Raw genomic sequence first — 12,421 nt, forward strand, 5'->3', positions numbered from 1 at the left:
GCATCAAGATTCACGATGCTGGTGTGCCGGGAAGTCTGGTCGGCGTCCGAGGGCCCGTGCGCCCACTCGCCGACATGCCCCGGAGGGCTCTCCCATGACCCAGGCACGCCCTCGCAAGACCGTCTTCGGACTCCTTCCCTGGCCCGAACGCCAAGCGGTCGCCGAAGCCCTGCGTACCGAGACCGTCGGCGGACTCGTACTCCTGGCAGCGGCCGTGGTGGCGCTGGTCTGGGCGAACAGCCCGTGGAGCGGCGCCTACGAGGCCGTGCGGGACTTCCACTTCGGCATACCCGCCCTCGGTCTCGACCTCTCGGTGGGCCACTGGACCGCCGACGGACTGCTCGCCGTCTTCTTCCTCGTCGCCGGCATCGAGCTCAAGCGCGAACTCGTCGTCGGCGAACTGCGCACCCCCGCCACCGCCGCGCTGCCCGTCGTCGCCGCCCTGTGCGGCATGGCCGTCCCCGCCGCCCTCTACGTGCTCACCGCGAGGGCGGGCGGCGGCTCGCCGGAGGGATGGGCCGTGCCGATGGCGACCGACATCGCCTTCGCCCTCGCCGTCCTCGCCGTCATCAGCACCCACCTCCCCTCCGCCCTGCGCGCCTTCCTGCTCACCCTCGCGGTCGTCGACGACCTCGGCGCCATCCTCATCATCGCGATCTTCTTCACCTCCGACCTGAACTTCTGGGCGCTCGGCGGGGCAGTCGCCGGCTTGGTCCTCTTCTACGTCCTCCAGCGCTTCCGGGTCCGCGGCTGGTGGTGGTACGTGCCGCTCGGCATCGCGATCTGGGCGCTGATGTACAACTCCGGCGTCCACGCCACCGTCGCCGGCGTCGCCATGGGCCTCATCCTGCGCACCACCCGCGACAAGGGAGAGGAAGCATCACCGGGCGGGCGGGTCTCCCACCTCGTCCACCCCTTCTCCGCCGGCGTCGCCGTCCCCCTCTTCGCCCTCTTCGCCGCCGGCGTCAGCGTCTCCGGCGACGCCCTCCGGCACGTCTTCACCGACCCCGAACCCCTCGCCGTCCTCATCGGCCTCGTCGTCGGCAAGATCCTCGGCATCTTCCTCGGCACCTACCTCGCCGCCCGCTTCACCAGAGCCGAGCTCAACCCCGACCTCGCCTGGGCCGACGTCCTCGGCCTCGCCACCCTCGCCGGCATCGGCTTCACCGTCGCCCTCCTCATCGGCGAACTCGCCTTCCCCGACCCGGCCCAGGCCGAACACGTCAAGGCCGCCGTCCTCATCGGCTCCCTCACCGCCGCCGCCCTCGCCGCCCTCCTCCTGCGCCGCCGCAACCGCCTCTACAAACAGCTCTACGAGGCCGAGAACCGCGACGACGACGGCGACGGCATCCCCGACTGCTACCAGGTCGAGAGCGGCGCCCACCCCAGCGGCAGCCGGTGACCGAGAGCGGATACGGCCCCGCGCTCCTGGGCTGCGCCGTCGTCGTGGCGGCCCTCGTGATCCGCACGACCGTGACGGAGACGAGGCGACCGGGCAGCGCGCGCCAGGCATGGGCCTTCCTGACCACAGGCCGGGGCCTGGCCACCTTCCTCGTGACCGCCTGCGCGCTCGCCGCCACCACCTACGCCACGGCGGGACCGACGCACCTGCCGTGGGCTCTGCTCGCCGCCCTGCTGATCGCGCACGTCACCTCGCAGAAGAGCTGACCCCCCTCTCCGGACGGTCAGACGCGCAGGTCCCGCAGCCGATAGCCGATAGCCGATAGCCGATCGCGCCGACCGACGGCATGACTGCGGCATCGGCCTCGGAGCCGCGCGGTCGTTCCGCCGCGGCACCTCAGAACGTCTCACGTGTGCGGACCGGTTCCCGCTGTGAGAGTCGGGCCAGGACGTGCATGGCCTCGGCCCGCCGTTCTTCGGGGAAGACGGAGAGCAGCTCGTCGTTGATCTTCTCCGCGGAGGGCGCGAGGGAGGCGTGCAGCATCCTGCCCCCTGCTGTCAGGGCGAGGAGGGTCCGTCGCCGGTCCGTCTCGTCCCGTACCCGGCTGATGAGGTTCTGCTCGGTCAGCCGCCGCACGATGTGATGCGTCGTCGACCTGTCCAGCGAGGTCAGCCGGGCCACCGTGCGCTGGTCGATTCCCGCTCGGTCTCTGAGGGCGTTGAGCACGGCGAACTGCTGGGACGTGACGGTCTCGGAGACGTGCCGGCTCCACAGCGAGGTGTGGATCTGCTCGGCACGCCGGATCAGGTGGCCGGCATATCGGTTCAGGTCGAGGGCTTCGGCCATCGTGGCCTCCTGCTCGGGCAGTGGTGCGCGGGGCGGCTCCGGAAGAGGCCCGCTCCTTCGGAACCACCCCGCGCGCGGGACGGGTTCAGTCGCGGCGGTGACCGGGCCGGGACGCGTACGGCGTGGCCCGGGAGCCGTCCACGCCCACTTCGAGCCTGCCGACCTTCTCGATCTCGACGACGACGCGGTCGCCGTCGCTCAGGGGACCCACTCCGGCCGGGGTTCCGGTCGCGATCACGTCGCCGGGGTACAGGGTCATCACCGAGGAGGCGTAGGCGACCAGTTCGCGGACGCCGAAGACGAGGTGCGCGGTGTTGGTGCTCTGCCGGGTCTCGCCGGCCACGTCGCAGCGCAGGTCGAGCCGGTCGGGATCGGGGATCTCGTCGGCGGTGACCACCCACGGCCCGAGGGGGGTGAAGGTGTCGAAGGACTTGCGGGTGGAGCGGTCCTCGCCGGAGCGCACGGTGATGTCCAGCAGGCAGGTGTAGCCGAAGACGTGGTCGAGGGCTTCGTCGGCGCTGACCCGCGACGCGGTCCGGCCGATGACGACGGCCAGTTCGCCTTCCTGGTCGGTGCGGACGTCGGAGTAGGGCAGGACGACGTCCTGGCCGGGGCCGATGACCGACGAGGTGGCCTTGAGGAAGACGCCGAGGTCGGCGATGGAGGTGGGGTAGTCCATCTCGGCCTTGTGGTCGAGGTAGTTGACGGGCGCCCCGATGATCTTGCCGGGGCGGGGCAGCGGAGCCTCCAGCGACACCTCCGCCAGCGGCACCCGGCGCCCGCGTGCCAGGTCGAGCTCCGGTCCGGAGCCGTCGGACACCGTCTCGACGTACTGCTGGAGCGCGCCGGCCGGACCGGCGGAAAAGGGGGTGAGCTGGTCGGTCACGTCGGTGATCGTGTCGCCGTGGACGACGCCGAGGCGTCCCTTGTCGAACAGGGCCAGACGCATCGTGGCCTCCTTGGGGGTGTCGGAGAGGGGCGGGGTGATCAGGCGCCGGGGTCGGCGTTCTCGCTGCGGTACAGACCCAGGGAGCGCATGACGGGCTCGTCGCTGTAGGAGAAGAGGACCGCGTCGGCGGACTTCGAGGTGTTCAGGTGCCGGTAGGAGGCCCAGCCCGGTACGGCGAAGGTGTCGTTCTCGGCCCAGTCCAGACGCGTGCCGTCGACGGTGGTGGCGCCTTCGCCGCGGACGACGCTGAAGATCGTCGATGCGGTGTGGCGGCGGCCCGCGCCCTGGAAGCCGGGGCGCAGTCGCTGGACGCGGCAGCCGATGGTGGGCATGACGGGGCCGCCGGTCCAGGGGTTGGTGTACTCCAGGACGATGCCGTCGACGTCGCTGCCGTCGGCGGTGTCGGCGATGGCCTCCAGGGCCCGGCTCGTCTCCTGCCAGGTGTAGCGGGTGACAGGCGAGTTCGGCCCGTCGGGCGTGATCCAGGCGGGGGTGAGGCGGCCGTGGAGGAACTGGCGGCTGCCGGCGTCGTCGGGGCGGGTCACGGGCTGGAGCCGCTGCGGGTACTTCTCGTAGAAGCCCGCTTCCAGTGCGTTGACGAGGGGGTAGTCCAGGGCGTCGAGCCAGATCATCGGCGCGTCGCCCTCGTGGGTGTGGTCGTGCCAGTGCCAGCCGGGGGTGAGCAGCAGGTCTCCGGGGGCCATGAAGACGCGTTCGCCGTCGACGGTCGTCCAGGCGCCGTCGCCTTCCAGGACGAAGCGGAAGGCGTTGGAGGTGTGGCGGTGGGCCTGGGCGGTCTCGCCGGGCAGGATGATCTGCAGTCCGGCGTACAGGGTGCTGACCGTGGCGGGCGGGTCGGTGAGCCCGGGGTTGACGAGCATGAGGACCCGGCGTTCGGCCTCCTCCAGGGACAGGGTCTGCGAGAAGCGCAGCAGGTGCGGCCGCAGCTCCTTCCAGCTCCACCGGTACGGAACGGCCCGGCTGCGGGGCTCGGCCGGGAACAGGTTGCCGTAGAACCGCCACAGCGGCGCGGCGCCGAGCTCGTCGAGGGCCTTGTAGGCGGGGTCATCGGTCATGGTGTCTCCTCGCGGTGGTTGCTCACGGGGTGATCGAGGGCTGGAGGTCGCCGGCGGGGGTCCACACCCAGGCGATGTCGTCGAAGTCCCCGGGGGCGCGGCTGGACAGGAGCTGGTTGCGCAGGACTGCGCCCATGCCGTCCAGGTGGCAGATCTCGCCGAAGCGTCGCGCGTTGGTCTGGATCGACGCGGCCCGCCCGGTCCGCAGGGCGGCGTAGGACGCGAAGGCGTCCTCCGGGGTGTCCTGTGCGCGCAGCGCGCGGCCGAGGGCCACGGCGTCCTCCAGTGCCTGGCAGGCGCCCTGGGCCAGGTACTGGAGCATGGGGTGCGCGGCGTCGCCCAGGAGCATGATGCGGCCGTGGACCCAGTCGGCGATCGGAAGCCGGTCGAACAGCGGCCAGCGCCGGTCGCGCGCGATGAGCGGCAGCGCGTCGCGCACGGCGTCGCAGCTTCCGGCGAAGCGTTCCTCCAGCTCGGCCTCGGTTCCCCAGTCGTCGGAGTCGGGGTCGTAGTGGTCGCTCTCGAAGACGGCGACCTGGTTGTAGAGCTCGCCGCGCCGGACGGGGTACTGCACGAGGTGCATGCGCGGTCCGGCCCAGACGACGACCGACTCCGTCGTGGCGTGCCGCGCCATCGCGCCCGTCATGCCGCTGACGGGCAGGGCGCCGCGGTACGCGACGTACTTCGAGCAGACGGGGGCGCCGTCGTCCACGAGGATCTGCCGGAGCCGGGAGTGCAGGCCGTCGGCGGCCACCACCGCGTCCGCCGCGAGCCGTTCGGGCGTCTCGGCGAAGTGCAGGCGCACCTCGGCCCGGGTCTGGACCGCGTCCGTGACGGTACGCCCGGTGTGGAGGGCGATCGACGGGTGTTCCTCGCAGGCGGCCAGGAGGGCGCCGTGGAGGTCGGTGCGGTGGGTGACGAGGTAGGGGTGCTCGAAGCGGCTGCGGTAGGCGTCGCCGCGCAGGTCGAGCGCGGTGACCTGCTTGCCGGTGAGCGCGTCCATCATGACGAGCCGGGGCGGGGCGACGGCGGAGCGCCGCACGGCGTCGAGGACGCCGAGTTCCTCCAGCGCCAGGGAGGCGTTCGGGGCCAGCTGGAGGCCGGCTCCGATCTCGCCGAACCGGGCGGCGCGCTCCACCACGGTCACGCGGTGGCCGGAGCGGGCGGCGGCGAGGGCTGCGGCGAGGCCGCCGATGCCGCCACCGACGACGGCGATGTGCAGGGGCGAGGGCGTCATGGGCAGGGTGCCTCCTTGAGGAGCGGGGTCGATCCGCCTCCCGCCGCGGTGGGTCTTCTGCGTCGGGATCATTGGTGTACGGACCATCGGGGCAGGAGCGGGGACGGCTCCCGGGGCGGGTCCGTGTGCGCGGACCCGCGGGGGCGGGGGAGCTGTCAGCAGGAGGCCGTGGCGCTGTCGACGGTCACGGGTGCGCCCGTGCGGGCCAGGATGTCCTCGACGGTGACGCCGGGTGCGGTCTCCACCAGGGCGAGGCCGTGGGCGGTGACGTCGAGGACGCCGAGGTCGGTGACGATCCGGTCGACGCAGGCTCGGCCGGTGAGTGGCAGGGTGCAGTCCGCGACGATCTTCGGGGTGCCGTCCTTGGCGGTGTGCTCCATCAGGACGATGACCCTGCGTGCGCCGTGGACGAGGTCCATGGCGCCGCCCATGCCCTTGACCGTCTTGCCGGGGACCATCCAGTTGGCGAGGTCGCCGGCCGAGGAGACCTGCATGGCGCCGAGGACGGCGGTGTCGACGTGGCCGCCGCGGATCATGCCGAAGGACAGGGCGGAGTCGAAGAACGAGGCGCCGGGCAGGACGGTGACGGTCTCCTTGCCGGCGTTGATGAGGTCGGGGTCCACCTCGGCCTCGGACGGATAGGGGCCGGTGCCGAGGATGCCGTTCTCGGAGTGCAGCACCACGTGCGTGTCGGAGGGGACATGCGCGGGGATCAGGGTCGGCAGGCCGATGCCGAGGTTCACGTACGAGCCGTCGGTCAGTTCGGCCGCGGCCCGGGCGGCCATCTGGTTGCGGTTCCAAGTCATCAGGCGCGCACCGTCCTCTTCTCGATCTGCTTGTCGGCCGCCTGGGCCGGGGTGAGGGGCACGACGCGCTGGACGAAGACGCCGGGCAGGTGCACCTGGTCCGGATCGAGGTCTCCCGGTTCGACGAGTTCCTCGACCTCGGCGATGGTGACGCGACCGGCCATGGCGGCCAGGGGGTTGAAGTTGGCGGAGGCGCGGCGGAAGACGAGGTTGCCGTGCCGGTCGCCGCGCCAGGCCCGTACCAGGGCGAAGTCGGTGGTGATGCCGTGCTCCAGGACGTGGGGCCGGCCGGCGTAGCCGCGGGTCTCCTTGGCGGGCGAGGCGACGGCGACGGTGCCGTCGGGGGCGTAGCGCCAGGGCAGCCCGCCGTCGGCGACCTGGGTGCCGACGCCGGCCGGGGTGTAGAAGGCGGGGATGCCGCAGCCACCGGCCCGGAGCCGTTCCGCGAGGGTGCCCTGCGGGACGAGTTCGACCTCCAGTTCTCCGCTGAGGTACTGGCGGGCGAACTCCTTGTTCTCCCCGACGTAGGAGCCGGTGACCCGGCCGATGCGTCCGGCCGAGAGCAGGATGCCGAGGCCCCGGTCGTCGGTGCCGCAGTTGTTGGAGACGACCTTGAGGCCGGTGGCACCCTGGGCGTGCAGGGCACGGATCAGGGTCTCGGGGATGCCGCTGAGTCCGAAGCCGCCGACGGCGAGCGAGGCGCCGTCGGGGATGTCGGCGACGGCATCCGCGGGTTCACGGATGACCTTGTCCATGAGGGACGGGTTCCTTTCAGGAGAGGGGGCCTGGCAGCACGGCGGACCAGCCGCCGTCGACGACGAGGTGGGTGCCGGAGACGTGGGCGGCGTCCTCGGAGGCGAGGAAGACCGCCGCCTCGGCGATGTCCTGGGGCGTGCCGAGACGCCCGAGGGGGATGTGCCGGGCGGTGTCACGCATGGGGTGGGCGTCGGCGAGGAGCTCGACGCGTGATCCTTCGGTGTCGACCAGTCCCGGACCGACGCAGTCGGCGCGGACACCGTGCGCGGCGCCTTCGGCCGCGAACCGGAGCACCGCGGCCTTCTCCGGCCCGCGGGCCGTACCCGGGACCAGGGCGACCTTCCCTTCCGGCCGCCTCATCACGCGACCCGGTCGAGCAGCGCGTCGGAGACGGACTTCACCCCGCCGTGGGAGGTGAGGCCGCCGTCGACGGGGATCTCCGCCCCGGTGATGAACGACGACTCGTCGGAGAGCAGGAACACCACCAGCGGCGTGACCTCGTCGACGGTGCCCACCCGGCCCAGCGGCGTCTCGCGGATGTTCGCCTCCCGGAAGGCGGGCGCGGCCGAGGCCGTCATCTCCGTCTCGATGAACCCGGGGTGGACGGTGTTCACCCGGATCCCCCGGGGACCGAGTTCCAGGGCGGCGGTCTTCGACAGGCCGCGCAGCGCCCACTTGCTCGTCGTGTAGGCCACGGGGTAGTGGGCGGTCAGCGCGGCGGAGGAGCCGACGTTCACGACGGACGAGCCCGGCGGCATCAGCGGGGCCAGATGCTGGATGCCCAGGAGCGGTCCGTTCACGTGGACGGCGTGGACGCGGCTCATGTCCTCGGCGGTGACCTCGCCGAGCCGGGCCCGCCAGGTGATGCCGGCGTTGTTGACCAGGCCGTGCACCGCCCCGTACGTCTCGCGCAGGTGGCCGGCCAGGGCGGCCCAGTCGGCGGCCAGGGTGACGTCGAGCCTGCGGACGCCCTCCCTGCCGTTCACGTCTGTGGCGACGACCGTGGCCCCCTCCCGCTCCAGTGCGGCCGCCTCGGCGGCGCCCTGGCCCCGGGCCGCGCCCGTGACGACCACGACCCTTCCCGCGAGGCGCCCGCCGCTCACGGCCGCTCCCGGTTGCGGCGCCGCCCCTTGGGCAGGGCGACCGGCTCGGTGCCGGGGACCACCCGGGTGGTGAGGGACCCGATCGCTTCCACGGTGAGGGTGACGGTGTCGCCGGGCCCCAGCGGCGGTGGGGCCTGCTCGCCGCTGCGGCCCCACAGTTCGGCGAGGCAGCCGCCGTTGCCGCAGGTGCCGGAGCCCAGGACGTCGCCGGCCACGATCCGGGTGCCGCGCGAGGCGTAGGCGGTCATCTCCTCGAAGGTCCAGCTCATGTTGGACAGCAGGTCGCTGCCGACCTTCTCGCCGTTGACCTCGGCCGTCAGGGCCAGCCGGAGGAACCCGTCGCCGTCGCGGTGGGACTCCAGCTCGTCGGCGGTCACGAGGTACGGGCCGAGGGTGGTGGCGGTGTCCTTGCCCTTGCAGGGGCCGAGGCCGACCTTCATCTCGGCGGACTGGAGGTCCCGTGCCGACCAGTCGTTGAAGATCGTGTAACCCACGATGTGCTCCCGCGCCCGCTCGGGGGTGAGGTCGCGGCCCTCGCGGCCGATGACCGCCGCCACCTCCAGCTCGAAGTCGAGCACGGACGACCCCGGAGGCATGGGGACGTCGTCGTGGGGCCCGTAGACCGCGTGGGGGTTGGTGAAGTAGTAGGTGGGTGCCTCGTACCACTGCTCGGGCACTCCGGATTCGCCGCTGACGGAGCGGCGCACGCCTTCGACGTGCTCCTCGAAGGTGACGAAGTCCCTTATGGAGGACGGCTGGAGGGGGGAGAGCAGCCGGACCTCGGAGACGTGCGGCCCGGGCGGGACGTCCAGGGCCGCCGAGCCGGCGGCGAGCAGGCCGGGGAGGCCGTCGGCGTCGCGGATCAGATCGGTGAGCGAGGTGACGCCCGGCAGGGGGAAGAGCGTGCCGTCGTCCTCGACGACGGCGACGCGGTTCCGGTGTCGGTGTGCGAATGCGGCGAAGCGCATGGTGCGGCTCCCAGGTGGAGGGTCGGGGACACGGGACCGGGCCTTCCGGGACGGAGGGAAGGCCCGTCGCCGGCCTTCTTCGGACGGCTCCGGTCCCGTGGGCCGGGGCCGGGAACGCGGCGGCGCGAGTCAGGGCGGGGCACCGCCGGCCGCGCTCCCGGGGATCGGACGGCCGGGGACGGTCAGACCGGCGGGGCGACGAAGCAGCCGCGGTCGGGGTCGTTGAACGACTCCTTGGCGACGAGCTCGTTCATCGGGTTGGCGGTGCCCCACTGGTCGGTGACCTCGGGCTGGGAGAAGTCGTAGACGTGCGGGTGCCAGGTGTCCTCGTCGAGGTTCTCCAGTTCGGTGGTGTACTCGACGGTGTTGCCGTGCGGGTCGAGGAAGTAGGTGAAGGTGTTGTCGCCTGCCATGTGCCGGCCCGGGCCCCAGATCTTCGTGTGGCCCGCCCGCAGCACCCGGCCCGAGCCGCGCATGTACTCGTCTATGCCGCGCATCTCGAAGGAGACGTGGTGCAGCGAGGTGTGCGGGCCCTTCGCCAGCGCCATGGAGTGGTGCTGGGTGCTGATCCGCATGAAGTGCATGACCTCGCCCATGTGGGGCGAGCTGAGCGTGTCGGACAGGCGGAAGCCGAGGTGCCGCTCGTACCAGGCGCGGGTGCGGTCCAGGTCGGGGGAGTTGAGCACGACGTGGGAGAGCTTGACCGGGATGGCCTCCTTCTCCTCGATCTTGCGGTGCTTGCGGACCGCGACGTCGGCGGAGACCTCGATGGTGCGGCCGTCGACGTCGAAGAACCGGAAGCCGTAGCCGCCGCCGGGGGTGTCGACCGTGCCGGGCCGCGTGATCAGCCGCACGCCGCCCGCGAGGAGTCGCTCGGCGAGGGCGTCGACGTCGGCGGGGGTGGCGGCACCGTACGAGACGAGGTCGAGGCGCTTCTCGTCGGCCTTGCGCAGCCGGACGACGTACTGCTCGGGGCTGCCCTCGGCGGCGAGGAAGGAGATCCCGGAGTCCTCGGCGACCTTGGTCAGGCCCCACACGCCGGCGTAGAAGTCGAGCTGCTTGTCGTAGTCGGGCACGGCGAGGTCGACGTGCCGCAGGTGGGTGAGCAGGCGGTCGTTCGTCATGGGATGCCTCCTCAGGCGGGGGAGAGGTGGAGCAGGGCGGTGGCGTTGGCGCCGCGGACGGCGTGGAAGTCGGGCTCGGACAGGTCCGCCGCGCGCAGGGCGCCGACGGGGTCGTCGGAGCCCATGTCGAAGGGGAAGTCCGAGCCGAGCAGCACCCGGTCCGCGCCGGCCGCTTCCACCAGCGCCCGCAGGACGGCCGGGTCGTGCACGAGCGAGTCGAAGTACAGGCGCCGCAGGTAACTGCTGGGAGGGTGGGCGCAGTTCGCCGACGCGTCGGTACGGGCCCGCCAGGCGTGGTCGCCGCGGCCGATGTGCGTGGGCAGGTAGCCGCCGCCGTGGGCCGCGACGATCTTCAGGCCGGGGTGGCGGTCGAGGACGCCGGAGAAGATCAGGTGGGAGAGGGCGACGGCGTTCTCGGTGGGCTGGCCCACGGTGTTGGACAGGTACCAGCGGTCGAGGCGTTCGTCGAGGGTGCAGCCGAACGGGTGCAGGAAGACGACCGCCCCGGTCTCCTCGGCTCGCGTCCACAGCGGCTCGTAGGCCGGATCGGACAGCTCCCTGCCGGGGGCGTGACTGGAGATCTCCACCCCGGCCAGTCCCTGTTCCAGGGCGTGGTCGAGGGCGGCGACGGTCTGCTCCGGGTGGTGGAGCGGGACCAGTCCCAGACCGCGCAGCCGGTCCGGCGCCGCCGCACAGTGCGCGGCGGTCGCCTCGTTGGCCAGGCGGTGGACCTTCTCGGCCGTGTCCGTGTCCGTCCAGTAGTGGTAGTGCGACGGCGAGGGGCTCACGAGCTGGACGTCGACGCCTTGGGCGTCCATCCGGGCGAGCCGGACGGCGGGGTCGGTCAGGGCGGGGATCCGGTCGCGGACCATGGGGCCGCTGACGGCGAGGGCGTCAGGGCCGTTGCGGCGGGCGTCGAGCGCCCTGGCCCCGGCGTGTCCGGGCAGGCCCGCGACGAGCGCGTCGACCTCGGGCAGCAGGACGTGGGCGTGGACGTCCACGGTGGGCGCGGTCACGGCAGCTCCCTGAGGATGCTCATGGTGGTGGCCATCAGGCCGGGCACGTCGGCGTCGCGGACGCCGTCGAGCTGCCACCGGCCGATCTGGACGGACGCCTCCACGACCGGACGGACCCGCGTGATCCGGCGCTCGTAGTAGGCCTGGAGCAGTTCCTCGTCCCACCCGTCGGCCTCGGTGAGCATCTGGGCCAGGACCCAGGCGTCCTCCAGGGACAGTGCCGCGCCCTGGGCCAGGGTGGGCGGGCAGCAGTGTGCGGCGTCACCGACGAGGACGACCCGGCCGCGGTGCCAGGAGCCCTCCACGAGCAGCCGGTCGAACCAGGTGTAGTTGACCTTCGAGGGGTCGGTGATGGTGGCGGTGATCTCCGGCCACGCGCCGCCGTAGGCCGAGGAGAGGCGGACCATCTCTTCGGCGTACGTCTCGACAGGCAGGGAGGAGCGGTCGCGGTTCTTCTCGACGACGTAGGCGTAGAGAGTGGTGTCACTGGTGGGGCAGTAGCCGGCGATGAAGGCAGGCCCCCCGTAGGCGAGGTCGGTGCGCTCGACGCCGACGGGCCGCGGGGCGGCGACGCGCCAGATGGCCATGCCGGTCGGTTCGGGCTTGTCGGAGATCCCGATCTGCGCGCGGGTGGCGGAGCCCAGGCCGTCGGCGGCGATCACCAGGTCGTAGCGGTGCTCGCCACCGTCGCTCAGCCGGACGGTGACGCCGGACGCGTCCTGGTCCAGGACCGTGGCGGTCGTGCCCAGCCGGACGGTCGCGCCGCCGGCGCGGACGGCGTCGATCAGGATCCGCTGGAGCCGGGGGCGCTGCATGCCGACGGTGGCGGGCAGGTCGTCGCCGCCGGTGCGCAGGTCGCGCTGGACGTGCAGGACGGTGCCGTCGGGCGCGGTGATGCCGACGGACCCGAAGGGGAAGCCGGAGGCCTTGACCTGGTCCCAGACGCCGAGTTCGCGCAGGACGCGCAGGGCGTTGCCCTGGAGGGTGATGCCGGAGCCGGCGGTGGCGTTCCAGTCGTCCTTCGCCTCGACGAGGTCGACGTCGATCCCGGCGCGGCGCAGCAGGATCGTGGCGGTGTTGCCGGCCGCTCCGCCGCCGATGACCAGGACTCTGCGGGGTGTGCTGCTCATGGGGAACT

The 12,421-nt window shown here is 72.5% G+C and carries 14 protein-coding genes; 2 read left to right on the forward strand and 12 right to left on the reverse strand.

All coding sequences use genetic code 11. The features are described 5' to 3' along the window. Positions 1–94 precede the first annotated feature (94 nt). Together nhaA and ACF1ED_RS14325 are read left to right on the forward strand one after the other, a co-directional pair. Positions 95–1,402, forward strand: coding sequence for a Na+/H+ antiporter NhaA (gene nhaA / locus ACF1ED_RS14320; RefSeq protein ID WP_391760099.1), 1,308 nt, complete (start codon positions 95–97; stop codon positions 1,400–1,402). Continuing rightward, entirely contained in the window at positions 1,399–1,668 is a 270-nt protein-coding gene (locus tag ACF1ED_RS14325) for a hypothetical protein (RefSeq protein WP_391760101.1), read from the forward strand. Before nhaA ends, ACF1ED_RS14325 begins: the two co-directional genes overlap by 4 nt. Before the next feature lie 130 nt (positions 1,669–1,798). Here ACF1ED_RS14325 and ACF1ED_RS14330 read toward each other — a convergent pair whose 3' ends face one another. The 12 genes from ACF1ED_RS14330 to ACF1ED_RS14385 form a co-directional block, all read right to left on the reverse strand. After that, positions 1,799–2,248 carry a MarR family winged helix-turn-helix transcriptional regulator gene (locus ACF1ED_RS14330; protein ID WP_391760103.1) on the reverse strand — a complete coding sequence of 150 codons (450 nt, stop codon included), beginning with the start codon at positions 2,246–2,248 and terminating at the stop codon, positions 1,799–1,801. Positions 2,249–2,333: 85 nt separating this feature from the next. Then, positions 2,334–3,197 carry a fumarylacetoacetate hydrolase family protein gene (locus tag ACF1ED_RS14335; protein ID WP_391760105.1) on the reverse strand — a complete coding sequence of 288 codons (864 nt, stop codon included), beginning with the start codon at positions 3,195–3,197 and terminating at the stop codon, positions 2,334–2,336. Between the two features lie 38 nt (positions 3,198–3,235). After that, positions 3,236–4,273 (reverse strand): cupin domain-containing protein, encoded by a 1,038-nt coding sequence (locus ACF1ED_RS14340; protein WP_391760107.1) that lies wholly within the window; start codon positions 4,271–4,273, stop codon positions 3,236–3,238. Positions 4,274–4,295: 22 nt separating this feature from the next. Next, complete coding sequence (locus tag ACF1ED_RS14345; RefSeq protein ID WP_391760109.1) at positions 4,296–5,510, reverse strand: FAD-dependent monooxygenase; 1,215 nt, start codon at positions 5,508–5,510, stop codon at positions 4,296–4,298. 155 nt (positions 5,511–5,665) lie between these two features. Further along, complete coding sequence (locus ACF1ED_RS14350) at positions 5,666–6,316, reverse strand: CoA transferase subunit B (protein ID WP_391760111.1); 651 nt, start codon at positions 6,314–6,316, stop codon at positions 5,666–5,668. Further along, positions 6,316–7,071, reverse strand: coding sequence for a CoA transferase subunit A (locus ACF1ED_RS14355; protein WP_391760113.1), 756 nt, complete (start codon positions 7,069–7,071; stop codon positions 6,316–6,318). Before ACF1ED_RS14355 ends, ACF1ED_RS14350 begins: the two co-directional genes overlap by 1 nt. Positions 7,072–7,087: 16 nt before the next feature. After that, entirely contained in the window at positions 7,088–7,366 is a 279-nt protein-coding gene (locus ACF1ED_RS14360) for an SDR family NAD(P)-dependent oxidoreductase (protein ID WP_391760115.1), read from the reverse strand. A gap of 65 nt (positions 7,367–7,431) precedes the next feature. Beyond that, positions 7,432–8,175, reverse strand: coding sequence for an SDR family oxidoreductase (locus tag ACF1ED_RS14365; protein WP_391760117.1), 744 nt, complete (start codon positions 8,173–8,175; stop codon positions 7,432–7,434). Beyond that, complete coding sequence (locus ACF1ED_RS14370) at positions 8,172–9,143, reverse strand: fumarylacetoacetate hydrolase family protein (RefSeq protein WP_391760118.1); 972 nt, start codon at positions 9,141–9,143, stop codon at positions 8,172–8,174. Before ACF1ED_RS14370 ends, ACF1ED_RS14365 begins: the two co-directional genes overlap by 4 nt. A gap of 182 nt (positions 9,144–9,325) precedes the next feature. Further along, the gene (locus tag ACF1ED_RS14375; RefSeq protein ID WP_391760120.1) at positions 9,326–10,267 is read right to left on the reverse strand and encodes a VOC family protein; all 942 of its coding nucleotides are present in this window, start codon (positions 10,265–10,267) and stop codon (positions 9,326–9,328) included. Positions 10,268–10,278: 11 nt separating this feature from the next. Then, on the reverse strand, positions 10,279–11,283 hold the full coding sequence (locus ACF1ED_RS14380; RefSeq protein ID WP_391760122.1) for an amidohydrolase family protein: 1,005 nt from the start codon (positions 11,281–11,283) through the stop codon (positions 10,279–10,281). Next, positions 11,280–12,413, reverse strand: a complete 1,134-nt coding sequence (locus ACF1ED_RS14385) for an FAD-dependent oxidoreductase (RefSeq protein ID WP_391760124.1) — start codon at positions 12,411–12,413, stop codon at positions 11,280–11,282. The genes ACF1ED_RS14380 and ACF1ED_RS14385 overlap by 4 nt, the downstream gene beginning before the upstream one ends. Between the last annotated feature and the right edge of the window lie 8 nt (positions 12,414–12,421).

This window comes from Streptomyces sp. NPDC014656, assembly GCF_043084305.1.
In the GTDB taxonomy this organism is placed as follows: domain Bacteria; phylum Actinomycetota; class Actinomycetes; order Streptomycetales; family Streptomycetaceae; genus Streptomyces.

Excerpts from the sequence above, each read along its gene's own strand:
- ACF1ED_RS14355 (WP_391760113.1), bottom strand. The coding sequence starts at position 7,071 with ATGGACAAGGTCATCCGTGAACCCGCGGATGCCGTCGCCGACATCCCC.
- ACF1ED_RS14330 (WP_391760103.1), bottom strand. The coding sequence starts at position 2,248 with ATGGCCGAAGCCCTCGACCTGAACCGATATGCCGGCCACCTGATCCGG.
- nhaA (WP_391760099.1), top strand. The coding sequence starts at position 95 with ATGACCCAGGCACGCCCTCGCAAGACCGTCTTCGGACTCCTTCCCTGG.
- ACF1ED_RS14340 (WP_391760107.1), bottom strand. The coding sequence starts at position 4,273 with ATGACCGATGACCCCGCCTACAAGGCCCTCGACGAGCTCGGCGCCGCG.
- ACF1ED_RS14350 (WP_391760111.1), bottom strand. The coding sequence starts at position 6,316 with ATGACTTGGAACCGCAACCAGATGGCCGCCCGGGCCGCGGCCGAACTG.
- ACF1ED_RS14385 (WP_391760124.1), bottom strand. The coding sequence starts at position 12,413 with ATGAGCAGCACACCCCGCAGAGTCCTGGTCATCGGCGGCGGAGCGGCC.
- ACF1ED_RS14375 (WP_391760120.1), bottom strand. The coding sequence starts at position 10,267 with ATGACGAACGACCGCCTGCTCACCCACCTGCGGCACGTCGACCTCGCC.
- ACF1ED_RS14335 (WP_391760105.1), bottom strand. The coding sequence starts at position 3,197 with ATGCGTCTGGCCCTGTTCGACAAGGGACGCCTCGGCGTCGTCCACGGC.
- ACF1ED_RS14370 (WP_391760118.1), bottom strand. The coding sequence starts at position 9,143 with ATGCGCTTCGCCGCATTCGCACACCGACACCGGAACCGCGTCGCCGTC.
- ACF1ED_RS14345 (WP_391760109.1), bottom strand. The coding sequence starts at position 5,510 with ATGACGCCCTCGCCCCTGCACATCGCCGTCGTCGGTGGCGGCATCGGC.